Genomic DNA, 23,132 nt, shown 5'->3' on the forward strand with positions numbered 1-23,132 from the left:
CATACCCGGACCCGCCCCCGACACAGCGGAACAAAAAGGTCCGGTGGACCTTTTGAGCTGTGGGCGAGATGGCGCGGGGGCCTGCCACCCCGGGGGACCTACGGCACCGGGTCATACCCGGACCCTCCCCAGGGATTACAGGATAAAATCCGCTTCAGCGCCAGCCATCCCCCTTTGAGCAGGCCGTGTTTTTGGAGTGCCTCGATGGTGTATTGGGAGCAGGTGGGGCTGTACCGGCAACTCGGGGGGGTCAGGGGGGAGATGTAGCGCTGGTACCCGCGGACCAGCCAGATCAGCGGCAGGGCGAGTTTTCTTTTCATCTCAAATGGCAGGTTACAGGGTGAAGGTAGTCCCTTCTTTCCCGTCTTTTAGCTGGATCCCCAGTTCCGAAAGCGTATCCCGGATCTGGTCGGAAGTGTGGTAATCCTTGTTGGCTCGCGCCTGGTTCCGCAGTTCGATCACCAGCTTCATCACCCCTTCCAGTTTTTCGGTTTCCCGGGTCTGTCCCAGGCTTTTTTCAAGGCCGAGGACATCGTGTACAAACGCCTCCATCGTCTGCGCCAGCAGGTCCCTGTCCCCAGGGGTGAGCGACTGCTTTTCGTCCCGGGCCAGGTTGATGGCCTTGACCCCCTCAAAGAGCTGGGCGATGAGGACCGGGCTGTTAAAATCATCGTTCATGGCGTCATAACAACGCTGCCTCCAGGCGGCCACATCGAAATCGGAGCTTTTGCCGGCAGGCAGGTCGGGCAGCTGGTCCATGGCTTCCATCAAACGGTTGTACCCCTTTTCGGCAGCCAGCAGTGCGTCGTCGCTGAGGTCCAGGATGCTGGTGTAGTGCGCCTGCATCATAAAGAACCGGACGACTGTCGGGGAGAACGGTTTGCTGAGGATGTTGTTTTCACCACTGAATATTTCGCCCGGGAGCAGGTTGTTCCCGGTGGATTTTGCCATTTTCTTCCCGTTGAGGGTCAGCATGTTGGCATGCAGCCAGTAGCGGACCGGCGGCTGGTCGTTGCTGGCTTCGGCCTGGGCAATCTCGCATTCGTGGTGGGGAAATTTCAGGTCCATGCCCCCGCCGTGGATGTCAAAGGTGTCCCCGAGGTATTTGGTGCTCATCACTGTGCATTCCAGGTGCCATCCGGGAAAGCCCTCGCCCCAGGGGGAAGGCCAGCGCATGATGTGCTGGGGCTCCGCTTTTTTCCAAAGAGCAAAATCCTGTGGGTTGCGTTTTTCGTCCTGGGCGGTCAGTTCCCGCGTATTGGCGATCATGTCCTCCAGTTTCCGGCCGCTGAGTTTTCCGTATTCGTAGTCCTGGTTGAACCGTATGACGTCGAAGTAGACGGACCCGTTTTTCTCGTAGGCGTACCCCCGGTCCTGGATGACCTTGATGATCTCGATTTGTTCCACGATATGGCCCGTGGCGGTGGGTTCAATGCTGGGAGAGAGGAGGTTGAAGCGCTGCAGGATGTTGTGGAAATCCACAGTATAGCGTTGCACCACCTCCATGGGTTCAATTTTTTCCAGGCGGGCTTTTTTGGCGATTTTGTCCTCGCCCTCATCCGCATCGTCCTCCAGGTGGCCTGCGTCGGTGATGTTGCGGACAAAGCGCACTTTATACCCCAGGTGGCGGAGGTAGCGGAAAATCAGGTCAAAGGACATGAAGGTCCGGCAATTGCCCAGGTGGACATTGCTGTATACGGTTGGGCCGCAGACATACATGCCCACATGGCCCTCGTGAATCGGGGTAAAGACTTCTTTGCTCCCCGAGAGGGAGTTGTGGACCTTAAGTGTCTGTTCCGTATAAAGCGCCATGGATTTGGCTTAAAATTCGGTTTCCAGGTTGATGTATTCCAGGAATTCCCGGCGGAGTGATTCATCTTCCTTGAAGCGGCCCCCGTATTCCGAGGTAACCGTGCTGCTGTCCACATCACGGATCCCGCGCGAATTCACACACAGGTGTTTGGCGTCGATCACGCAGGCGACGTCTTCGGTCCCGAGGACCCGTTGAAGCTCCCGTACGATCTGTATGTTCATCCGCTCCTGTACCTGCGGGCGCTTGGCAAAATAGTCCACGATGCGGTTCATCTTGGAAAGCCCCACAACGGAACCCCCGGAGATATAAGCAATATGGGCCTTGCCGACGATCGGCAGCAGGTGGTGTTCGCAGGTGCTGTAGACGGTGATATTCTTTTCCACCAGCATTTCTCCGTATTTGTATTTGTTGTCGAAGGTGGATGACTTCGGGCGCCGCTGGGGATGCAGCCCGGAAAAGATCTCCCTGACGTACATTTTCGCAACCCGGTCGGGGGTGCCTTTCAGGCTGTCGTCGTCGAGGTCCATGCCCAAAGTGAGCAGGATATCCCGGACATTCTGACGGATGCGGTCGATTTTTTCTTCATCGCTGAGAAGGAATGCGTCTTCCCGGAGCGGGGTTTCTTCCTTCCCGCTGAAATGGTCTTCCGGAAAGGTTTCCTGGGAGGCTTCCAATGCTGGATCGGTTTTCATCGAATGGTAATTACAAGTGGCAAAGATATACATAATATGGCACTTTATGGCCTGTTTACGCGGGTACACAACATAAATTCGTGTTAAGGAAAAGAGCTGCCTACTTTTAATTTGCCCAAGCAATACTATGCACATTACCCATCTACAAACCGGCTTTTTTGCAGGGATTTTCCTGTTGGTCAGCGGGGGTCTTTCGGCCCAGATTTCGCCCGATTGCAACACGGCCATCCCGATATGCAACAATACCCCGGTAAACGGCGGTACCATCGGGTATGGCGTGGACGATTACGGCGGGGCCACCGAGTCCGGATGCCTGGAACCCACAACCAGCGGGTATATCGAATCGAATTCCGCCTGGTACCGCTTCCGCACGGGCGCTTCCGGCCAGCTGGGGTTCAATATCTCCTTTGATGCCTCCGAAGACTGGGATTTTGCCCTGTACCGCACCTCGGATTGCGGCAGCCTGGGCGAACCGGTGCGATGCAATTTTTACGACAACCGGGACCGCGAAGTATTCATGGGGGTGGGGGAGGACCCTTCGGGCAGCGCGGATACCTACCTGTACGAGCCCTGGCTGGATGTCCAGCCCGGGGAGGACTATTATCTGATGATCAACAATTACAGCAACACGAATTCCGGCTTTTCCATCCAGTTTTCGGGCCGGATCTTCGAGGATCACCCCTACGATGCCCTGGACTGTTCCATCATCAGCAACCTGCTCGGGCCGCCTGTAGCCGCATGCGAAGGGGATACCATCCTGCTGGACGGCACCACCGCTATGGCTACGGCTTATCAGTGGTTTGCAGATACCGGGTCCGGATTTAACACTCTCCCGGGGGAGAATGGGGCCACACATCCGGCAGATTCCCCGGCAGTCTACCGTATCCGGGTGAGCCTGCCGGACGGTTCTCAGGTGATCAGCGACGTGCAGGTAGGGTTCAGCCCGGCCGCCAGCACCCAGCCCATTTCGGACGAGGCGATTTGCAGCGACCAGCAACCTTATGACCTTCGGGCCAAAGATGCCGGGGCCCTGGGGAGCTTAAACCCGGCGGAGTTCCGGGTGAGTTACCATACCAGTGCCTTCGATGCCCAGGCGGGGATAGGCGCCCTGCCGGCGGAGTGGTCCCCCGGGCCCGGGACCCATACCGTGTACGTCCGGACCACTTCCCTGGAGAACCCGAATTGTTATGACAGTTCCGAGCAGTTTGATTTGCAGGTCCTTTCCATGCCTTTGCTGGATTTTGAGCAGCAGGTCTTCATTTGCGAAAACGGCGGGAGTGCGGTTATCGGGCAATTACCACCCGACCCGGCGGTGTCCTACAGATGGGATGACGGGCGGCGGTCGGCCCTGCGGACAGTCACCCAACCTGGGACCTATACCCTGACGGCAACCACCGGTTCCGGGCCTTCTGCCTGCAGCATCCAGCGCAGCGTGGAAGTCATCCTTTCGGTGCCCCCAGGCATCTCGGGGATTATCATCGAGGACTTCTCGGCTGCCAACCGGGTGACGGTGGAGACGGATGCCGTAGGGGATTTCGAATATGCCCTGGACAACGGGCCCTTTCAGGCAAACCCCGTTTTCGAGGGGGTGCCGGCCGGCTCCCACCAGGTGCGTATGCGCGACCGGCTGGGTTGCGGGGAAATCACCGAAACCATTACCGTGGTGGGTTACCTGCCCTTTTTTACCCCCAACGGGGACGGCCAGCACGACACCTGGCAGATACAGGGCCTCGAAACCCTTACCGACCCGGTGGTCCATATCTTTGACCGGTACGGCAAACTCCTCAAACAACTGGACCGGGATTCTCCCGGGTGGGACGGGACCTATCTCGGCAGGTTACTGCCGGGGTCCGACTACTGGTTCCGGCTATCCTATTTGGACGCCTCCGGACAACGGGTGGAAGCGCGCTACTTGAATGCGCATTTTGCCCTGAAACGCTGAGATTTCACCCATCGATCCCCTGGTCGAATTGCCGCCAAAAACTTGGGCATACCCATACTAAAACCCACTTGTAGGAGTTATACTATACAGAAATTTGTGCCCCAAATCCTATGAAGCATACCCTGGTCCTGCTCTTGGGCTTCCTTTCTGGTGTCCAGGCCCTCTCCGCCCAGAATTCCCCCGATTGTCGCTCTGCCATCCCGGTTTGCGCCGATACGGTGCGCACCTGGTTCGCGGATGGCGGGGGCGATATCGATGATTTTGACCCGGATGTCATCCGGCAGTCCGGCTGCCTGGAAAAGGGGAGCAATACCTCGGCCAATATCGAAAACAACACGTCCTGGTTTGTATTCCGCGCCGGGACCGGCGGGCAGATCGGCTTTGACATCGAAGCGCTTCCGGGAGCCACCGGCACCGTTACCGCCGAATGGGATTTTGCCCTGTACGGACCGGATGTGGATTGCGCCGACATCAGCAACGGGACTGCCCAGCCCATACGCTGCAATTACGAGGTGAACGACACGCGTTTTACGGGGGTGGGCATCAATCCCGAAAACGGGCAGGCAGGTGCCCCCTTCCTGATCGGCAGCCAGAATACCTACGATGAATTCCTGGAGGTGCAACCGGGGGAGATCTACTACCTGCTTATCAACAACTACAACACGAATTTTGACGGTGACCCCGAGCCTTATACCCTGACATTCACCGGGAACTCGGTGAACACCAACCAGGATACCGCACTGGATTGCACGCTGCGGGACGAGTTCCTGGGGCTCGATATCACCGCCTGCGAAGGCGACCCCGATATTGTCCTCAGCGCCCTCAATTCCCCGGCCGGACCCGATATCACGGATATCGCCTGGTCGGTGGACTACGACGACGACGGCACCATCGATGCAAACCTGGCCTCCGGGCCCGGGGCTACCGAACTCATCGTTTCCAGCCCAAACTCCGGCCGCTACTATGTGGAGATCACGGCCACTACCTCCGAGGTGTACACGGACGATATCCTGATTACCTATTACGGGGAGCCCCAGCTGGACCGGGTGGACATCCTCTCGGACCTGTCGGACAGCAACAATATCGAGATCATCCCGGTTGGGGACGGGGATTACGAATACGCCATCAATGGGGGGGAATTCCAGGAGTCGCCCATCTTCAACGACGTGCCCCCGGGCATCAATACGGTGATCATCAACGACCGCAACGGGTGCGGGACTACCGAACCCATTGAATTCCTGGTGATCGGCTATCCGAAGTTCTTTACCCCCAACGCGGATGGCATCCATGATACCTGGCATATCCTGGGGATCGAACAGCTCACCGAGCCGGTGGTCTTTATTTTTGACCGCTACGGGAAACTGCTGAAACAAATCGATGAAACCAGCGTGGGTTGGGACGGAAACTTCAACGGACGTCCCCTGCCTTCTTCAGATTACTGGTTCCGCCTGGAATACAGCCGGGACGATCAGGGTGTGCTCGTGGCCAACCTGGTGCGGGCCCACTTTACCCTGAAACGATAGGGCCTGCTCCTGCTCAGGCAGACTGTCCCCTGAACCCTGAATCCATAAACCTGAACCCTTTAATCTGAACCCTTTCACCTGAAGCCTTCGGTCTGCAGAGCCCGGGGTCCCCATCCCGAAGATGCGGTTACCCCGAAAAAAAAAGGCCTCCCGTCCGGAAGGCCCTTTTGTAGTCGATTGATATATTTTTAGAAATTCAGCGTGTAGCTCAGGCTCACATAGTTGTTGACCCGGTTGATGAGGGCGTCGCTCAGGCCGCCGTCGTATATGGCTTCGCTGACATCCTGCTCGCTGCTGCTGATGGCCAGGTCCAGCCGGTTGGGACCCCAGCTGTATCCCAAACCTCCGGAATACGCCTGCAGATCTCCCCAAATGGCACTGTCCTTATAGGGACTGGTCTGGTACCTGTATCCCAAACGGAAGCTCATGCGCTCGATGCGGTACTCGCCCCCAACCCGGTAGGTGGAAACGCCACCCAGGGCATCCGCCATAAAGGCATTTTCGGAGGCAAAATTGGGATCTGAGGTGGGCCGGAGCTCGGAATTGGAGAAATCCTGATAGTCGTAGTCAAAACTCAGCAATCCCTGGGGCCCGAAGATAAGGGCGATGCTCCCGGTTACCTTCCCGGGGGTTTTGATGGTATAGGTGTCGAAAAGGTTGACCACCCCGAAGTTGATACGGGTGATATCCGGGTTTTTATCTGCAAAATCAGAATTGGCCGCCTGCGAAAAGTCGTCCGTCAGCCGGTACCAGGTGGGGCTTTGGTAAGCCCCGCCTATGCGTACCAGCTCATTCAGTTTGGCTATGGCGCCGATGTTTACGGAAAAGCCGGATCCCTCGGTGTGCAGGAAGCTGTCGAAGGTCGCCGATTGTATCGGGGACGCGGCATCATACCCGCTTTCTTCCAGGAAGGTGAGGCGCTCGTACAGGACGGAATGGAAATTCAGGGAGGCTCCCAGGAAGAAATTTTCCTGGTACTGGCCCGAAAAGTTCAGGGTGAATTTGCTGTTGTACCCATTGGTACTCTGGAAATAATCCTGGATGACCGTGTTGTATTCGGCATTGGAGATATACTCCGTGTTGCCGTCGTCATCCGGGTCCACCGGGTCGATAAAGCCTGCCTGGAAGCCGAGGAAGGCCTGCTGGTCGGCAAAACCCAGGCTGGAGCCGATATCCAGGTAGGCATCCACCACGGTTTCGCCCTGCTGCACCCGAAGCGGGCCCAGGGGCACCCCCTGCGCAAAATTCAGGAAGTAGTTGTCAACCCCGACCGGTGTACTTCCGATAATCCGGTAATCGTCGTCGAAACTCTCGACCATATCGTAATTCACCCCGAGCGCTATCTTCTTCCAGGTGGCTCCTTCGGTACTTTTGAACACAAAAACGCCCCCGACCTGGTTAAGCTCAACAGCATTGATGCCTTCGGCCGTGCCCCCAAAGGCTCCGAAGCCGGCATTGTTATCCCGGTTGTAATTGGCCCCCGTTACGGTCATGATGCTGTTGCCGAAGACGGCAGAGCCGGCAGGGTTGATATTCATGGAGGACAAGTCCCCGCCAAGCGCTCCGAAGGCGCCGCCCATCGCCTGGTAGCGGGCAGTCCCCTGGGTCTCTTCCAGCCCGTACCGCAATACGTCGTTAACCGTTTGGGCCGTACCGATTGCGCACAGTCCCGTCAGGATGAAAGTGAATATACGTTTCATTGGAATTTCTTTTGGTTAATAAAAGGGAAAGGGATCTTACTGATTCCCGCCGCGGCCGCCGGAGCGACCACCGCCCGAACGACCCCCGGAAGAACGACCTCCGCCACCGCTGCTGCGAACGCTTCCCGAAGACCGGCTGCCACCCCCGCTGCTGCGCATGCTTCCGGAAGACCGGCTGCTGCCCCCGCTGCTTCGGTAACTGCCGGAAGACCGGCTGCTGCCTCCGCTACTGCGGTAACTGCCAGAGGAACGGCCACTACTTCCACTGCTTCGGTAACTGCCGGACGACCGGCCGCTGCTTCCACTGCTTCGGTAGCTGCCCGAGGAGCGGCTACTCCTTCCTGAAGAATAGGACCGGTTTGGCGTGCTGCCCGACCGGCTGTAGCCGGGAGTCCTGTCGTACCCCGTAGTAGCCCCGTTATAGGAGCGGGAGCTTCGGGTAGTGCCGTAGGAAGGTGCCCGGCGCGTGGTCCTGCTGGATCGGTAGGCCTGGTTACGGGCCGCCGCATTTATGTTGGATCGTGCGCGGGAGGTACTGTACCGGTTGGATCGGTCCAGGTTGGACCGGCCGCTGTTGGTGCGGTATTGCCGCGTATTGCTGGCCGCTGCACTGTAGCGGGAATTACCCGTTATTCCAGGATTGCGGTTGTATAAGCCCCTGCGACCTGAATTGTAGGCCCAGGAATTGTTGTAATAGCCGTTGCCCCAGTACCGGTTTCCCCAATAGCCGGCATAGCCGTAATACGGGTTGTACCAGTTATTCCAGCCCCAGTAGCCGCCCCAACCCCAGTTGTTCCAGCCCCAGCCCCAGTTGTTCCAGCCCCAGCCCCAGCCGGCGCGCCATGGGCGGTACCATCCGCCATACCATCCTCCGTACCAACCGCCGCCGTAGACCCAGGGATCATACAATCCCCAGGTATTCCAACCCCAGTTGTTCCAGCCCCAGCCGCCGCCGCCGTAGACGTTGACCGTAAGGTTTCCCCCCTGGTCGCCCCACCCGGGATTGCCCTGGTAGTCGTTGTAATCGGCAAAGTAATCGTTCGGGTTGCCGATCAGGCTGTCGTTGGCATAAGCCAGGCTGTCCTGGGCGGTACTCGAATAGGATTCAACGTCCGTGAAGACCTCACTGTCCAGTACCTGTCCAAGTTCCTGGGCCCTTTCCCCGAAGTAGTTCTCGTAAAAGGGATCCCCCTGGTTGCGCTGTACCTGCCGGGCAGGCGGCCTTTCGGTGCGTACGACCTCCTGGCCGGTACCGTAGATGCCGTCCCGATCGTAGTAGGATGCGGATTCATAAGAGCCGCAGGAAGCCAGAAGCAACCCGGACAGCCCTAAGAAAAGGGAGTATTTTAGGTTGAGGAGGGGTAGGGGTGGTCTCATCGGTGCAATTTTTTATTTATTGTTGAACATATTAAAATTAGTTAGTTTTGACGAACTATTTTCGTTAATAAAGACACAATAGTTGTGCCAAACTTCAATTAATGGGTAAAAATTTGACAACACGCAGCGAGGATTATTCCAAATGGTATAATGAACTCGTGGTAAAGGCGGACCTTGCCGAAAACTCCGGCGTCCGGGGCTGCATGGTCATCAAACCCTATGGATATGCCATTTGGGAGAAGATGCAGGCCGCCCTGGACAGGATGTTCAAGGACACCGGCCACCAAAACGCCTATTTCCCGATTTTTATCCCCAAGTCCTATTTCAACAAGGAGGCCAGCCATGTGGAAGGCTTTGCAAAGGAGTGTGCCGTGGTCACCCATTACCGTCTCAAGAATGCCGAGGACGGCAGCGGGATCGTGGTGGATGAAGATGCCCGCCTGGAGGAGGAACTCATCGTCCGGCCCACCTCGGAAACCATTATCTGGGATACCTACCGGCGCTGGGTGCAGTCCTACCGGGACCTTCCCCTGCTGATCAACCAGTGGGCCAATGTGGTGCGGTGGGAGATGCGTACCCGCCTTTTCCTCAGGACGGCGGAATTCCTGTGGCAGGAAGGGCACACCGCCCATGCCACCGAGGCCGAAGCCATTGCGGAAGCGGAAACCATATTGGACGTATATGCCACCTTTGCCGAAGATTTCATGGCCGTACCGGTGATCCGGGGGACCAAAACCCCGGGCGAGCGATTTGCGGGAGCGGTGGAGACCTACTGCATCGAGGCGCTGATGCAGGATGGAAAAGCTTTGCAGGCCGGCACCTCCCATTTCCTGGGTCAGAACTTTGCCAAAGCTTTTGACGTCAAGTTCGACACCATGGACGGACAGCAGGAGTATGTCTGGGCGACCTCCTGGGGGGTATCCACCCGCCTGATCGGGGCGCTGATCATGACCCACAGCGACGATAACGGGCTGGTACTCCCACCCAAACTGGCGCCAATCCAGGTAGTGATCGTGCCCATTTACAGAGGGGAAGAGCAACTCCGGGCCATCAGCGAGAAGGTTGCCCCCCTGGTGAAACTCCTCAAAGAGCAGGGCATTTCCGTCAAATACGATGACCGCGATACCCACAAGCCCGGGTTCAAGTTCAACGAATACGAATTGAAAGGGGTGCCCGTGCGGCTGGCGGTCGGTCCCCGCGACCTGGAAAACGGCACCTATGAAGTGGCCCGCAGGGATACCCTGGAGAAAAAAGTAGTCCCCGCAGAGGGGATTGACGCCTATATCAGCGGCCTGCTTGAGGAGATGCAGGAGGCGATCTACCAGCGTGCCAAAGACTATCGGGATGCCGCTATCACGGAGGTGGATACCTATGAGGAATTCAAGAAGGTGATAAAAACCAAAGGCGGTTTTGTGTCTGCTCACTGGGACGGCACGCCGGAAACGGAGGAACGCATCAAGAACGAAACCAAGGCGACCATACGCTGCATCCCCCTGGACCCTAAACCGGACCCCGGCGCCTGTATCCGCACCGGGAAACCGTCGCCTTACCGGGTGCTTTTTGCCAAAGCCTACTAGGCCCGAAAAAAACGCATCCAGTTGTTGGCTGGCAAAAAAATAATTGTATTTTTGCACCTGCCTAATTACAAGGCACGTTGAGCGGCTTTGCGGTGTATTCCGCTGCTGCCTATTGAAATACGGCCCGTTCGTCTAGGGGTTAGGACGCCAGGTTTTCATCCTGGTAACAGGGGTTCGATTCCCCTACGGGCTACAAAAGGTTTCCAGTGGAAATTCCCGCCTGGCAACCGCCCTTTGAAATATTCGGCCCGTTCGTCTAGGGGTTAGGACGCCAGGTTTTCATCCTGGTAACAGGGGTTCGATTCCCCTACGGGCTACAAGAAAAAACGTGACAATTAAGCGAATTCAGAATTCATGGCAAATCATAAGTCAGCATTAAAACGCATCCGCAGGAATGAGGCCGTACGCCTCCGCAACCGTTATCAGCACAAGACAACGCGTAATGCGATCAAAAAACTGCGTTCAGAATCCGATAAGAAGAGTGCCGAGGCCCTGTTGCCTTCGGTAGTCAGCATGATCGACAAACTGGCCAAGAGGAACATTATCCACGCCAATAAGGCCGCGAACCTCAAGAGCAAACTCACCAAGCAGGTAGCCGGGCTGTAAGCGCACTCCTGTTTGTATATCCTATTGGACCCCGGTCCGTGCCTCGGTACGTCCCGGGGTTTTTTGTGCCCTGTTCCACGGTAGCCCTGGCCCTGTTCCACGGTAGCCCTGGCCCTGTTCCACGGTAGTCCTGACCCTTTTCCAGGGGGGCGGTCCCTGTTCAAACCAGGCCGGGAACGGCTCAGGGTAGCCCGGGCCTTTTATTCCGGACCTTTCCCCTCACTTCTATTGAATCCATTGCCGCTGAATCCATTGCCATTGGACCCGTAGTTGCCGGGTTGCCTGAGTTTCTTCATCAGGAGGAACCCCAGGAGGAAACAGCCGTACATGCCGTAGATCAAACCAAGGTGCAGGGGCCGGATCCAGGCGGGATATTCCATGACGCCTGCAGCAACCAGGAAACGCAGGTAGTTGACAGGTACATACCCCAGGTTAAACAGCAGGAGCCCGAGGCTCAGCCACACGAGGAGGTTGTACTTTAGCTGGTTTCGGATAGCAAAGCGATATTCCTGCAACAGGTAGAGGGCGGAGAGGACGATCAAGAGCAGCCCACCGACGCCGTAGGCGAAAACCTGGGATACGGTGGCAAAATCATACTGCCAGGCATTCCAGATACTCACTGCAATAAAGAGCCCCAAACCGCCGGCCTTGAGCCAGGTGATGCGAAAGGCAACGATGTAGGCGTGGTAGAGGTAGTAGAAAAACCCAATCAGGACGATCGCGTATACATTGTAGATCAGCCAGTTATTGTTGTAATACAGCTCCTTGATGACTATGCTGAATTCCTCGTAGTCCCGGACGATAATCCCGATGGCTTCGGTAACCAGGGTATACGCCAGCAGGATGGGCAGGTACCGCGCCGGGGTGTCGTAGTACCGGGAAAAGCGGATGACGGCCATGGCCAGTACCCCGGCATACAGACCGAAAAACGAGTATTCCCAAAGCGTGTCGAGAAGCTCCAAATGGGGGACATTGGTTGGTTTACTGGGCAGGCCGGGCTGCCCTGTGTTCAAGATACGATTGTTATTGGTTTAAAAAAACCCGTTGCCGGCGCATGCGCCAAAGGCCGGCCAGGAAGCAACCGTACATGGCAAAAATCAGGAATTGCAGGATCCGGTTCACCGCGGGGTTTACGGTCTCCGTGACGGCATATGTATTCCGGATAATGGTGATCGGTATAAACCCGGAATAAAAGAGGATGATCCCCACGGAAATCCAGGAAAGCAGGTCGCGGTCCGTAAACCAGCGTCCGGACACCGAACGCCGGTATGCCAGGTAGCAGCCGGCTGAAAGGATCAGGATGGTGGAACCCGCAATATACGTCCCCAGCTGTACTTCGTACTGGAAACTTTGGTACAGCGGGTTGATCAGGGCGGTGAGGGCCACCAGGACCGACCCTGCAAGGATGCCGATTCGGGCAGCACGCCAGGGGATCACCCGGTATAATACGAAGTAGAAATATCCGCAGAACACGATGAGGTAGACATTGTATATCAACCAGTTGTAATAACTGAAGAGTTCATTGAGGAAAATACTGAAATCGACAAATTCATAGGTCACCACCCCTGTGATCTCCGTAACCAGCGTATACATGAAAAATATGGGGAGGAACCTCAGGACCGTGTCAAAATACCGGGGATAGCGCCAAACGGACAATATCACGGTGGCCAGGTATACCGGCAGGAAAGGATATTTGACGAAAAATGTATACAGGATATCCCCCATCATTCAGATTTTCCTTGTGGCATCAGTTCTTGGGTGGCGGGGCCGATCCGCCAAAATTAAGGATCAGGCTCGTCTGGTCCTGAATGGTTGCAGGGGCTGGGGACACCGGCAACAGGGACGCCTCCGATCGCTGCCTCCTTTCCGGGAGCAGGCCCATGCCGTTGGCATCCCGTGGCTCAAGGTCCAGGCTCAGGTATCCCGGTTTGCCATCCTCCCGGATATACAAGCCGAATTGTGCGTCTTTTTCCGCATCCGGGCGTGCAGCGGGCAACAGGAAAACGGTATTTTGCCGCGGATGCACAAAACCGCCCGTTTCCGGGTTATTGCCAAAGTATATCCGCAGGCTGGAGATCTCCGTCCCTGCTTTCCCGGCCTCCTGTTCGATATATTGCATGTATTTTTTTAGACGCGCGTAGTCAAAGGCCACATAGCGGGCCACCGGGAAGACGGAGTCGATTCCCTCACCCCTGAGGATGGAATCCTCATACGTCTGGATGAGCGGCACACGCCGCTTGCCGTACAATGCGTAATCCGTCCGGGCCTGGTCCAGGGTGATGATTCCCTCCGGGGCTTTTACAAGTTCCTTTTCCGCTGCCTGTTCCCCCCCGGTGCCGGCCTGTTCGCCGCAGGAGGTAAGCATCAACAAAAGGAAAAGCACAGGCAGGCTAAGGCCCTTCAGACTCGGAAGATTTCTGGATAAACGCATGTTTGGGTGTTTAAAGGTTTGAAATTCATCGTACTTACGACTTAAAATTACTTTAAATCCCGGGGAATTGCGATGCGGTTTATATACCCGTACCTGCCATCCACACAAAAAAAAGCCCCGACCGCTGGGCCGGGGCTTTAAATTCCGCAGAATGGGCCTTACTGGCTCATCGTCATGAGGAACTCCTCGTTGCTCTTGGTTTGCTTGATGCGCTGTTCCATGAATTCCATGGCCTCGATTGGGTTCATATCGGCCAGGTACTTCCGGAGGATCCACATGCGCTGGGTGGTTGTATCATCCAGCAGCAGGTCATCACGGCGGGTGCTGGAAGCCACCAGGTCTATGGCCGGGAAGATCCGTCGGTTGGAGATGCGGCGGTCAAGCTGCAGTTCCATGTTGCCGGTACCCTTGAATTCCTCGAAAATCACCTCGTCCATTTTGGACCCGGTCTCGGTAAGGGCAGTGGCAATGATGGAAAGGGAGCCCCCATTTTCAATGTTCCGGGCTGCCCCGAAGAAGCGTTTTGGTTTATGGAGCGCATTGGCATCCACACCCCCGCTGAGCACCTTGCCGGAAGCCGGTTGTACCGTGTTGTAGGCGCGGGCCAGCCGGGTAATACTGTCCAGCAGGATCACCACATCATGGCCGCATTCCACAAGCCGCTTGGCCTTGTCCAGGACGATATTCGCCACGCGTACGTGTTCGGTGGCCTCCTTGTCAAAGGTCGAAGCCACCACCTCACCGCGGACGTTCCGCTGCATGTCAGTCACCTCTTCAGGCCGCTCGTCGATGAGCAGGATGATCTGGTAGACTTCCGGGTGGTTGGCGGCAATCGCGTTGGCGATGTCCTTCAGCAGCATGGTCTTACCCGTTTTGGGCTGGGCCACGATCATGCCACGCTGTCCTTTCCCGATGGGGGAGAACAGGTCGATGATCCGGGTGGAGATGTTGCTCTGGCGTTCGGCCAGTTTGAATTTTTCCTTAGGGAACAGGGGGGTCAGGTGCTCGAAGGAGACCCGGTCCCGCACTACCTGGGGATCCAGGCCGTTGATTTTGTTCACCTTGATAAGCGGGAAATACTTTTCGCCTTCCTTGGGCGGGCGGACATTCCCCAGGACGGTGTCTCCGGTCTTCAGTCCGAAAAGGCGGATCTGGGACTGGGATACATAGATATCGTCGGGGGAGGACAGGTAGTTGTAGTCAGAGGAGCGCAAAAACCCGTAGCCGTCGGACATGATATCCAATACGCCCTCGCTTTCGATGATGCTGTCGAATTCGTACTCGGGCTGCTTGTATTTATTCCGCTGGTTGTTGTCGTAATTGCCGTTGCGCTTGTCGGCGCCGGTTGTGTTGTAGTTTTTTTCTGCAGGCTCCTTTTTCCGGGGTTCCCGCTTCTGGCGATCGCTGCTGTCGGAGGACCTGTCGCCCTTGTTTTTGCTGCGGTCGTCCCGGCGACGGTCGTCCTTGTTGTCGTTGCGGCGGCCGCGGCTGTCCTTGCGGTTGTCCTTGCCGGTGTCTTTGCTGTTGTCGCTGCGGCTGTCCTTGGTGTTGTCCTTGTTTTCGTCCTTGCCATCGGCGGATTCGTTCTTTGACCCGGAATCCTGCCCATTGCTCTGATGGCGGGAGGAATCGCCCCCTTCTTTTTTGTTGGGGCGCCCCCGCTGGGGTTTATTGGGCTTGGAGGATGTTTCGGAGTCAGAGTCGGAGGAAGCTTCCTGGGCATGCTCGCGCACGGCGGCCGGGTTGCTCGCCTGCAGGTCGAGGATCTGGTAGACCAGATCGAGTTTTTTAAGGCTGCGGTATTTGGGGACATTCAGGCCTTTAGCTATGTCCTGAAGCTCTGGAAGCTTCTTAGCCTTCAATTCGGAGATTTCAAACATGAAAGAATAAAAATAGGTTATACGATGTGTCCTGTACTAAGAAAGGATTGAAGAAATGTTATTCGGATATTGCCCGGGACAGAATGTCCTCCTGGTAAGTGCTATAACTAATAACGTTGCAATAATACGAAAATAATTTCAATTTAACAGGCAACCCCAGAAGGAATTACACTTTTCTGCAGCCTCTGTCGGCTGGTCATCAGGGGGTTCATGCAACCGTTCCTCCCGAAAGCAAAGATTTGATCGGTTTAACTGAGGCAATTCTCCGGAAACTGTTTATTTTTGCTGTCCGTTACGCTTATTTCTGCAAGATGATCCAACGTATACAGACCGTGTATTTGCTCCTGGTGGCCCTGGCTGCCGGGGTATTGCCGTTCTGGGTCAATTTGTGGACGCAGGCCGACGGGACTGCAGTGTATGCCAAGGGAGAATTATGGATCTCCCTGGCCTTTTATGGCTCCGCCCTGTTGGCGGTCGTTTCCATGCTGCGTTTCAAAAACAGAAAATCACAGTTCGTATTGAATCGTTTCAATATGTTGCTGCATCTTTTTTTACTAGGATTCTTCGTAATCCGGGCCCTAAACATATCCGGAGAAACCCAGGTTTCTGAGAAGGGTATTGGGATGCTCATCCCCGTTTTTTCTATCGTTTTATTAGTCCTGGCCAACAGGGCAATCAAGCGGGATGAGGACCTCGTAAAATCTGTGGACCGGTTGCGGTAGACCTTTTATCTTAGTAGTATTAGTGCGATGGACCCCGGCAGCAATGCCGGGGTTCTTGCATTCTGGCGGCGGCTTCATGGCCCTTGGTTTTTTTGGGCCGGTTATTGCCAACCTTTGGTAACAGACCTGGCCGGGGCGTACCATTCCCGGGGAACAAGGGGCTGAAAACTAACCAATGTCAGTTGCCGGTAACATTCCCCTGCGTAATTTTAAGGATATCCGTTTACCCATGGGAGGAATATCACTTTTCGTTTCCATACTGCTGGTCCTTTTGCTGCTACTGGTCTTTGCCAATCGCTACGGGAGCTGGCGATGGGGACTTTATATCAACAGCTTGTGGAACACCGGCGGGCCAATTGCCCCGGACCCCGCGGAATTCCGCTATGCGAACCTGGAAGGCCTCCCGGGACCCGTAAGGAGATACCTTGCGCTGGTGCTGGAGGAAGGGCAGCAATTGGTATCCCGGGTGCAAATGAGGCACTCGGGAAGGATTAAATTGGGATCCGGCAAATGGGCATGGTTCCGCTCCAAGCAACAGGTATCCCCCCTTTCCAGGGAGTTCATCTGGGATGCACGCGTACGCTTCCTGCCGTTTCTCGACGTGCGTGTCTGCGATGCCTTTATCCGGGGCAGGGGTGTCCTGTCGGCCAGGCTGCTGGGATGGTTTTCCGTAGCCAGGGAACCTGGCAGCCCGGAGCTCGACCAGGGGGAATTGCTGCGTTTTTTTGCCGAGGCTGCCTGGTACCCGACTGCATGGCTTCCCTCCCAGGGGGTCGTCTGGCAGGAAATGGATGCATTTAATGCCCGGGCAACCCTGAAGGAAAATGATATGGAGCTCTCCCTGCAAGTCACTTTTGGCCCCGACAACCTGATCCACAGGGTGTATGCGGAAAAGCGCTTTCGCAGGGCAGGGGACCGGCAGGTTGCCACCCCCTGGGAAGGCAGTTTATGGGATTACGAGCTCCATGAGGGGATGCTGGTACCCGCCTATGCCGAGGTATCCTGGATCATCGATGGGAAGCGCGAACCCTACTGGCGGGGGAACCTCGAAAAGATAACCTATCAAATGGCCGGGGAACGGTCAGATCAGAAACCAGCCAGCCGCCAGATTTCCTCCGGGGTGAGCTGACTCAGTTCACGGATGTCTGTCCCGGATTGAGCCTTGCCGCAATCAGGCCGGAGAGGTGCTGAATTTCCGCATGGAGCTGCCGTCGGGTATCCAGGACATCGTAGTTGAGCATGTTTTTCATGGCCAGCAGGCTGCGCACGCGCCTGTCGGCCAGCAGCGCATCGTAATCGTTAGGCATTTCTCTTTCCTCGATGATGCGCTCCAGATCCGGAGCTGCCGGCTTGTGAAGCAGGCGTACCGCGTTTATTTCGTTTTCCAGGATCGCATCGATCCGGATCTGCTGCACTTCTATCCGGTCGGCTATGGACCGCTGCAAATCGTTGAGCTTTAGCCCCAGGGTAGTGAAGGCATCGCGAATGGAACTGTCCCGGATCCCAAAGGCGCGTCCGGAACTTTGCAGTTCCTTGTAGGCATTTATCACCGGAAAGACGGTCTGTGCACTCCAAAGTATTTCAAAGGCAATGGAATCGTTCATCAGGAACGGCCGGGGTTCCCCTTCGGCGGCAGCCAGGCCCAGAGCCTGAGTCGTAGCCATGATGATCCATTCTTCGGCCTGCATCATTTCATCGGACTGGCTCTCCGCCTGTTCGAGGTCGGCGAGCAGGCTGCGGAGCAGGATCGCCTCTTCTCGGATTTCTTTCTGGGATTCATTCCAGTTGTTGATCTGCAGGGCGATCAATATGCCGATTACCACCAGCACGATCTCCCCGAAGGCGTACAACATGTAACGCGTCACCCGGTTTTCGGACAGCAGGCGGCGGCGCAGTTTTCGGAAAAATGTGATCATTCCAGGACCTCGTAAACCGTGATGGGCCTGGATTTGTTTTTAAAGGAAACGGGCCCGATTTCGCGGCAGTTGAAGGATTCCGCCACCTGTTTGTAGCAGGATTCCGCAATTAGGATCTGGTTGGCTCCGGCCTTGTCCTGCAGGCGGGCGGCCACATTGACCGTGTCGCCTATCACCGTGTAATCCAGTCGCTTCAGGCTGGCCGAGCCGATGTTCCCGGAGACCATCTCCCCGCTCATGATCCCGATGGAAACCTGGGGCCGGTACCCATCCGAACCCTCCAGTTCCGGCAATTTGGCAATTTCCTGCCGGATGGCCAGGGCGGTTTCAATGGCGCGGTCCAGGTGGAATTCTCCCCGGAATACCGCCATCACGGCATCCCCGATGAACTTGTCCACATACCCTTCGTGATCGATGATTTCTTTCACGATGGCGTCAAAATAGGTGTTCAGCATGGCCACCACCAGGTCCGGGGGGCTGTTTTCGCTGATGGTGGTAAACCCGCACAAGTCAATGAACATGGCGGTTGCCTCGATATTTTCACTGGCGGTGATCCGGGATTCGTATTCCTGCCCGCCCATGAAATTCAGGACGTTTTCGTCCACATACATCCGCAGGATGTTGTTTTCCTTTACCGCCCGCAGCGTATCGCGGATGTGGCGCACATGCTTGAGGGTCTTCTCCATGGTGATGGTAAGGTCCTCAAAATTGATGGGTTTGGTGATAAAGTCAAAAGCTCCGCGGTTCATGGCTGTGCGGATATTGTCCATATCCCCGTAGGCAGATACGATGACGGCTTTAAGCAGCGGGTTGAGCTCATTCAGCCGGCTCAGCAGGGTAAGCCCGTCCATTTCCGGCATGTTGATGTCGCTCAGCACTAGGTCCGTGTCGGGCTGCTCAATAAGCTTTTCCAGGGCCTCCTTGCCGTTGTTGGCAAACAGGAACTCGTATTCCTGGTTCCGGATCTGTTTCCGGAACTTCTGTTTGATCAGGACCTCGAGGTCCGTTTCGTCATCAACTACCAGTATCTTGGCCATTAGTTCAAGGTAGTTAATTTTTCCTTCAAAAGTGAAAAGTCCAGGGGTTTGGTCAGGAAGTCGTCCGCTCCGAGCCGTTTCGCATTATCGCGGTTCTGCTGGTCCCCGTAGGCGGTGATCATCATCACCAGGGGGGGCGGGTTCTCGTACTGCGTCCGTATTTTTTCCAGCAATTCCAACCCGGTCATCCCCGGCATGTTGATATCCGAAAGGATCAGCACGGCCTTTTGTTCCATGGCCTCCATGAGCCGGAGGGCTTCTTCCCCGCTGAAGGCAAACTGGAAATCCAGCCGCCCGCTGCGGATTTCCTTGCGGAACCGCTGGCGGAACAGGAGTTCCACATCGCGTTCGTCGTCTACTACCAGTATTTTCATCTGCTTTGCTTTTTAGGTGTTTTGGTTTTATCGGGCATCGGCAAAATCACGGTGAAGGACGTTCCATCGCCCTCCCGGGAAGCTACTTTCAGCTCTCCATCGTGCGCTTTCTTTACGATGTCGTAGCTCATGGAAAGCCCCAGGCCGGTTCCCTGACCGGCAGGTTTGGTGGTAAAGAAAGGCTGGAAGATCTTGTCGAGGACCTTTTTGGGCATGCCGTTGCCGTTGTCCGAAACTTCGATTTCCACCCCCTTGGGTGTCTTTCGCGAGGCAACGCGCACCGTCGGCACATAACTTTCGGGGGCGCTTTTATTCTTTTCGTTGACCGCATAGAAGGCATTGGTCAGCAGGTTGAGCAGCACCCGCCCTATATCCTGGGGTACCACCCGGACCTTTGGGAGTTTTTCGTCAAAGTCCGTTTCCATGGTGGCATTGAAGGTTTTGTCCTTGGCACGCAGCCCGTGGTAGGCCAGGCGCAGGTATTCGTCCGCCAGCGCATTGAGGTCCGTGGGTTCCTTTTTCCCTTCGCTCCCCCGGCTGTGCTGCAGCATCCCCTTGACGATGCTGTCCGCCCGCCTGCCGTGGTGGTTGATCTTTTCCAGGTTCTGCTTCAGGTCCCCGGCGATGGCTTTCGCCTCCGGGATATCACCCTTGTCCAACTCCTCGTTCATTTCATCGACCAGTTCGCTGCTAACCTCCGAGAAATTGTTCACAAAGTTCAGGGGGTTCTGGATCTCATGGGCAATGCCGGCGGTCAGTTCGCCCAGGCTTGCCATTTTTTCCGAGAGGATCAACTGTTCCTGGGTGGCCTTCAGCTGTTCGTAGGCTTTTTCGATTTCACGGGCCTGCTCCAGTTCTTTTTGTTGTGACCGGGCTCTTTCCTGCAGAATGAGTCGCCTCCGCTGGATTTTATGGATCCCGTAGACGCCTCCGATAAATACAATTAAATACATCGTATAAGCCCACCAGGTTTTCCACCAGGGGGGGTTGACGATGATATCCATGCTTATCCCTTCGGTGTTCCAGACGCCCAGGCCGTTGGCCCCCCGCAACCGGAACGTATAGGTACCCGGCGCTATATTCACATAAAAGGGGGTATCCCCGTTCCTTATATCGCTTCTCCAGCCCCGGTCATACCCTTCCAGCATGAACTGAATCGTATTTGCCCCCGGTTGGTAGAAGTCGAAGCAGGCCACCGAAAATGCGAAGGTATTCTGGGTATTATCCAGTTCTATGAGCTCAGTTTTCCAGATAGGTTCCTCCAGCACCTGCTCCGATTGACCGGTGACACTGCCATACATGCTATCATCCAGGAGTTTGAAGCCGGTAATCCTCAGGTCTGGCAGGTTGGACTTTATCTCCCCCAACAGCTCCCCGGGGTTAAAGGCATGATATCCCTCCCAACGGGCAAAGAGCAGATCCCCGTCCCAGGACATGTGGCCGGTCAAAGTGCCCGTGACTGGTACGATACCGTGGAGCTCGTCGTAAATGGAAAAGGTTTCATTGACAGGATCCAGTTCAACCAACTCGTAATCGGTGGCAATCCAGATATTCCCACCAGGGTATTGGATGATTGAGGAAATCCGGGTGCCTGGCAATGAACTGTTGCTGGATGTAAACTTTTTTAAGTCACGGGTGGCTGGGTTGAGTTTGTAGAGTCCAAAATTTCCGTCGCTGAACCATAGATTCCCGTTATCGTCTTCGGTAATATGTGAGGTAATACCATACGGAAGGATGGTAGTAAGAAAGGGCTCGAAGGTGTTAGTCTCTGGGTCATACCGATCCAGGAAGAGCGGGGTGTCGGAACTCGGGGTGAAGGATCCGCCTCCTGCCCAGATATCCCCGTTGCTATCTTCATACAGCGCCCAGATTTGGACTCCCGAAATACTCCTGGGATCTTCCGGATCGTACTCGAAAACTTCAAAGGTTTTATTCTCAGGCTCATACCGGATGAGGCCACGTCCCCAATACGGGATCCAGATTGCGCCTGTGCTACTTTGCAATACAGGGGCCACCCAGGGAAGGTCATCCGGAGCACCTACATCGGGTACGAAATTTTCAAAGTTCTTTTCCTCAAGATCCCCGACCCGATAGCCGTCAAACGTACCTGCCCAGATATTGCCCGACTTGTCCAGGGAGATAGAGCCGAGAAAGGAAGAAAGCTCGGAAGAGGACAAATCCGGGTTCAGCCGGACCAATGAAGGGCGGGTACCGCCCTCGTTGATTTTCCAGACCTTGGACCGATGAGGTTGCGAATTGGGTGAAGGACGCGATTGCGCCATCCATATGGCACCCGTGGAATCCTTGATGATGCCCCGGGTTACCATTTGCGGGTCTTCAAGCTCTTCGAAGTGAAAGAAAGGGAACCGGAACCTGTTTTCTTTCACCTTGTAAACCATTTTACCCTCGCCTCCTGTTGAAACCCAGATGGTCCCGTCATCACTCTGGTAGATTTTCCAGACAAAATTTGACCCCAATTCATCTTCACCCTCCCGTGCTTCGTAGTGTCTGGTAATCCCCAGGCCCGGGTCATATACATTCAACCCGCTGTAAACGGCGGCTATCCAGAGGCGTCCTTTATTATCCTCAAAAATGGAACTGATATGACTCCAGGGTACGGCTGTTTCCAGATCGGTCCCCTCGACAAAAGGCATGGAAGGTCTGTCGGGATGCTCCGGGTCATACGGATAATGGGTAAAGGTTTTGTTATCCTGATCGAAGCGATGGAGCCCGTCCCCGGCAGTGCCCACCCAAAAATTACCTTTGCTATCCTCATAAAGGGTCCTCACTTTGTTATTTGTGAGGGTGGTGGGATCATTGGGGTCGTGTAAATACCTTTCAAAGGAATCCGTTTCCGAGTCAAACCGGTTCAGGCCACCTCGCCCGTTCAGGCTCCACGGCATCCCGGTGGACACCCATAAAGTTCCCGTTGTATCTACATACAGCATTCCAATTTCATTGTCGGAAAGTGAAGTGGGATCGTCCGGATCATGGGAATAACGCTTGAATTTTCCAGTTGCCGGATCCAGCCTGGAGAGACCCTGGCGGCCCCCCACCCAGATGAAACCTTCGGCATCTTCAACAATGGCCCCTGTTTCCCCCGGCAGGATCGATTCCGGATCTTCCGGATCATGATTGTACCGGGTAAACTCCTCCAGCCCGGGATCATAAGCAGTGAGGCCCCCTCCACCCCAGTGGGTCAGCCACATGATGCCCTTACGATCAATTAGGATGCCTTCTATGTAGTCGCTGTTTAAGGTATTCTGGTTAATGGGGTCCGAGTTGTAGGTAATAAAATTCTTCCCGTCGTAGCGGTGCAACCCGGATTGGGAACCGAACCATAAAAAGCCCAGCGGGTCCTGAACGATAGACTGCACACTGTTTCCGGTGGCCTCGCCGGGCAGTTGGAATTCTTCGAAGGCAAGGTCCGGCACATTGGCCTCTTCAGCGGCACTGCCCTGGGCATGCGCATTCAACAAACCAAACAATGCCGATAACAACAGCAGGATGGTTCGTTTAATATGAAATGTGAAGTACATTGG

Annotated in this window: 19 protein-coding genes and 2 tRNA genes; 8 read left to right on the forward strand and 13 right to left on the reverse strand. The window is 55.6% G+C overall.

The genetic code is table 11. From position 1 onward, the window contains the following. Positions 1 to 98: 98 nt before the first annotated feature. From yidD to folE, 3 genes are read right to left on the reverse strand one after another with little or no spacing between them, the layout of a single operon-like run. Positions 99 to 320 (reverse strand): membrane protein insertion efficiency factor YidD, encoded by a 222-nt coding sequence (gene yidD, locus H7F20_RS10480; RefSeq protein ID WP_185786136.1) that lies wholly within the window; start codon positions 318 to 320, stop codon positions 99 to 101. 13 nt (positions 321 to 333) lie between these two features. Then, positions 334 to 1,812, reverse strand: a complete 1,479-nt coding sequence (gene cysS, locus H7F20_RS10485) for a cysteine--tRNA ligase (RefSeq protein ID WP_185786137.1) — start codon at positions 1,810 to 1,812, stop codon at positions 334 to 336. Between the two features lie 9 nt (positions 1,813 to 1,821). After that, on the reverse strand, positions 1,822 to 2,505 hold the full coding sequence (folE, locus tag H7F20_RS10490) for a GTP cyclohydrolase I FolE (protein ID WP_185786138.1): 684 nt from the start codon (positions 2,503 to 2,505) through the stop codon (positions 1,822 to 1,824). 127 nt (positions 2,506 to 2,632) lie between these two features. Here folE and H7F20_RS10495 point away from each other — a divergent pair, with 127 nt between their 5' ends. After that, positions 2,633 to 4,447: a T9SS type B sorting domain-containing protein gene (locus H7F20_RS10495; protein ID WP_185786139.1), complete on the forward strand. Its 1,815-nt coding sequence runs from the start codon at positions 2,633 to 2,635 to the stop codon at positions 4,445 to 4,447. Positions 4,448 to 4,557: 110 nt separating this feature from the next. Continuing rightward, the gene (locus tag H7F20_RS10500) at positions 4,558 to 5,970 is read left to right on the forward strand and encodes a T9SS type B sorting domain-containing protein (RefSeq protein ID WP_185786140.1); all 1,413 of its coding nucleotides are present in this window, start codon (positions 4,558 to 4,560) and stop codon (positions 5,968 to 5,970) included. Positions 5,971 to 6,158: 188 nt separating this feature from the next. Here H7F20_RS10500 and H7F20_RS10505 read toward each other — a convergent pair whose 3' ends face one another. Together H7F20_RS10505 and H7F20_RS10510 are read right to left on the reverse strand one after the other, a co-directional pair. After that, the gene (locus H7F20_RS10505; RefSeq protein WP_185786141.1) at positions 6,159 to 7,670 is read right to left on the reverse strand and encodes an OmpP1/FadL family transporter; all 1,512 of its coding nucleotides are present in this window, start codon (positions 7,668 to 7,670) and stop codon (positions 6,159 to 6,161) included. A 36-nt stretch (positions 7,671 to 7,706) separates the two neighbouring features. After that, the gene (locus tag H7F20_RS10510) at positions 7,707 to 9,047 is read right to left on the reverse strand and encodes a hypothetical protein (protein WP_185786142.1); all 1,341 of its coding nucleotides are present in this window, start codon (positions 9,045 to 9,047) and stop codon (positions 7,707 to 7,709) included. 101 nt (positions 9,048 to 9,148) lie between these two features. Here H7F20_RS10510 and proS point away from each other — a divergent pair, with 101 nt between their 5' ends. The 4 genes from proS to rpsT all read left to right on the forward strand — a co-directional run bounded on the left by proS (position 9,149) and on the right by rpsT (position 11,230). After that, positions 9,149 to 10,624 carry a proline--tRNA ligase gene (gene proS, locus H7F20_RS10515; RefSeq protein ID WP_185786143.1) on the forward strand — a complete coding sequence of 492 codons (1,476 nt, stop codon included), beginning with the start codon at positions 9,149 to 9,151 and terminating at the stop codon, positions 10,622 to 10,624. Between the two features lie 121 nt (positions 10,625 to 10,745). Beyond that, a tRNA-Glu gene (locus tag H7F20_RS10520) sits at positions 10,746 to 10,817 on the forward strand. A gap of 52 nt (positions 10,818 to 10,869) precedes the next feature. Then, positions 10,870 to 10,941 (forward strand) — tRNA-Glu (locus tag H7F20_RS10525). A gap of 37 nt (positions 10,942 to 10,978) precedes the next feature. Further along, the gene (gene rpsT / locus H7F20_RS10530) at positions 10,979 to 11,230 is read left to right on the forward strand and encodes a 30S ribosomal protein S20 (protein ID WP_185786144.1); all 252 of its coding nucleotides are present in this window, start codon (positions 10,979 to 10,981) and stop codon (positions 11,228 to 11,230) included. A 200-nt stretch (positions 11,231 to 11,430) separates the two neighbouring features. Here the strand turns inward: rpsT and H7F20_RS10535 are convergent, their stop codons facing one another. From H7F20_RS10535 to rho, 4 genes are all read right to left on the reverse strand, one after another. Then, complete coding sequence (locus H7F20_RS10535; RefSeq protein WP_185786145.1) at positions 11,431 to 12,192, reverse strand: hypothetical protein; 762 nt, start codon at positions 12,190 to 12,192, stop codon at positions 11,431 to 11,433. A gap of 61 nt (positions 12,193 to 12,253) precedes the next feature. Further along, positions 12,254 to 12,958 (reverse strand): hypothetical protein, encoded by a 705-nt coding sequence (locus tag H7F20_RS10540; protein WP_221898763.1) that lies wholly within the window; start codon positions 12,956 to 12,958, stop codon positions 12,254 to 12,256. 19 nt (positions 12,959 to 12,977) lie between these two features. Beyond that, complete coding sequence (locus H7F20_RS10545; protein ID WP_185786147.1) at positions 12,978 to 13,661, reverse strand: hypothetical protein; 684 nt, start codon at positions 13,659 to 13,661, stop codon at positions 12,978 to 12,980. A 158-nt stretch (positions 13,662 to 13,819) separates the two neighbouring features. Then, positions 13,820 to 15,541 carry a transcription termination factor Rho gene (gene rho / locus H7F20_RS10550; RefSeq protein WP_185786148.1) on the reverse strand — a complete coding sequence of 574 codons (1,722 nt, stop codon included), beginning with the start codon at positions 15,539 to 15,541 and terminating at the stop codon, positions 13,820 to 13,822. A 311-nt stretch (positions 15,542 to 15,852) separates the two neighbouring features. On the opposite strand from rho, the gene H7F20_RS10555 reads away from it, so the two are divergent. After that, on the forward strand, positions 15,853 to 16,263 hold the full coding sequence (locus tag H7F20_RS10555; RefSeq protein ID WP_185786149.1) for a DUF4293 domain-containing protein: 411 nt from the start codon (positions 15,853 to 15,855) through the stop codon (positions 16,261 to 16,263). 229 nt (positions 16,264 to 16,492) lie between these two features. Beyond that, the gene (locus tag H7F20_RS10560) at positions 16,493 to 17,392 is read left to right on the forward strand and encodes a DUF6544 family protein (protein ID WP_185786150.1); all 900 of its coding nucleotides are present in this window, start codon (positions 16,493 to 16,495) and stop codon (positions 17,390 to 17,392) included. 1 nt (position 17,393) lies between these two features. Here H7F20_RS10560 and H7F20_RS10565 read toward each other — a convergent pair whose 3' ends face one another. The 4 genes from H7F20_RS10565 to H7F20_RS10580 are packed head-to-tail and all read right to left on the reverse strand — an operon-like array spanning position 17,394 to position 23,129. Continuing rightward, entirely contained in the window at positions 17,394 to 18,179 is a 786-nt protein-coding gene (locus H7F20_RS10565) for a DUF6090 family protein (protein ID WP_185786151.1), read from the reverse strand. Beyond that, complete coding sequence (locus H7F20_RS10570; protein WP_185786152.1) at positions 18,176 to 19,216, reverse strand: adenylate/guanylate cyclase domain-containing response regulator; 1,041 nt, start codon at positions 19,214 to 19,216, stop codon at positions 18,176 to 18,178. The genes H7F20_RS10565 and H7F20_RS10570 overlap by 4 nt, the downstream gene beginning before the upstream one ends. After that, positions 19,216 to 19,590, reverse strand: a complete 375-nt coding sequence (locus H7F20_RS10575) for a response regulator (protein WP_185786153.1) — start codon at positions 19,588 to 19,590, stop codon at positions 19,216 to 19,218. The genes H7F20_RS10570 and H7F20_RS10575 overlap by 1 nt, the downstream gene beginning before the upstream one ends. Then, complete coding sequence (locus H7F20_RS10580; protein ID WP_185786154.1) at positions 19,587 to 23,129, reverse strand: two-component regulator propeller domain-containing protein; 3,543 nt, start codon at positions 23,127 to 23,129, stop codon at positions 19,587 to 19,589. The genes H7F20_RS10575 and H7F20_RS10580 overlap by 4 nt, the downstream gene beginning before the upstream one ends. Between the last annotated feature and the right edge of the window lie 3 nt (positions 23,130 to 23,132).

The organism is Robiginitalea sp. SC105 (assembly GCF_014243345.1).
Lineage (GTDB): Bacteria > Bacteroidota > Bacteroidia > Flavobacteriales > Flavobacteriaceae > Robiginitalea.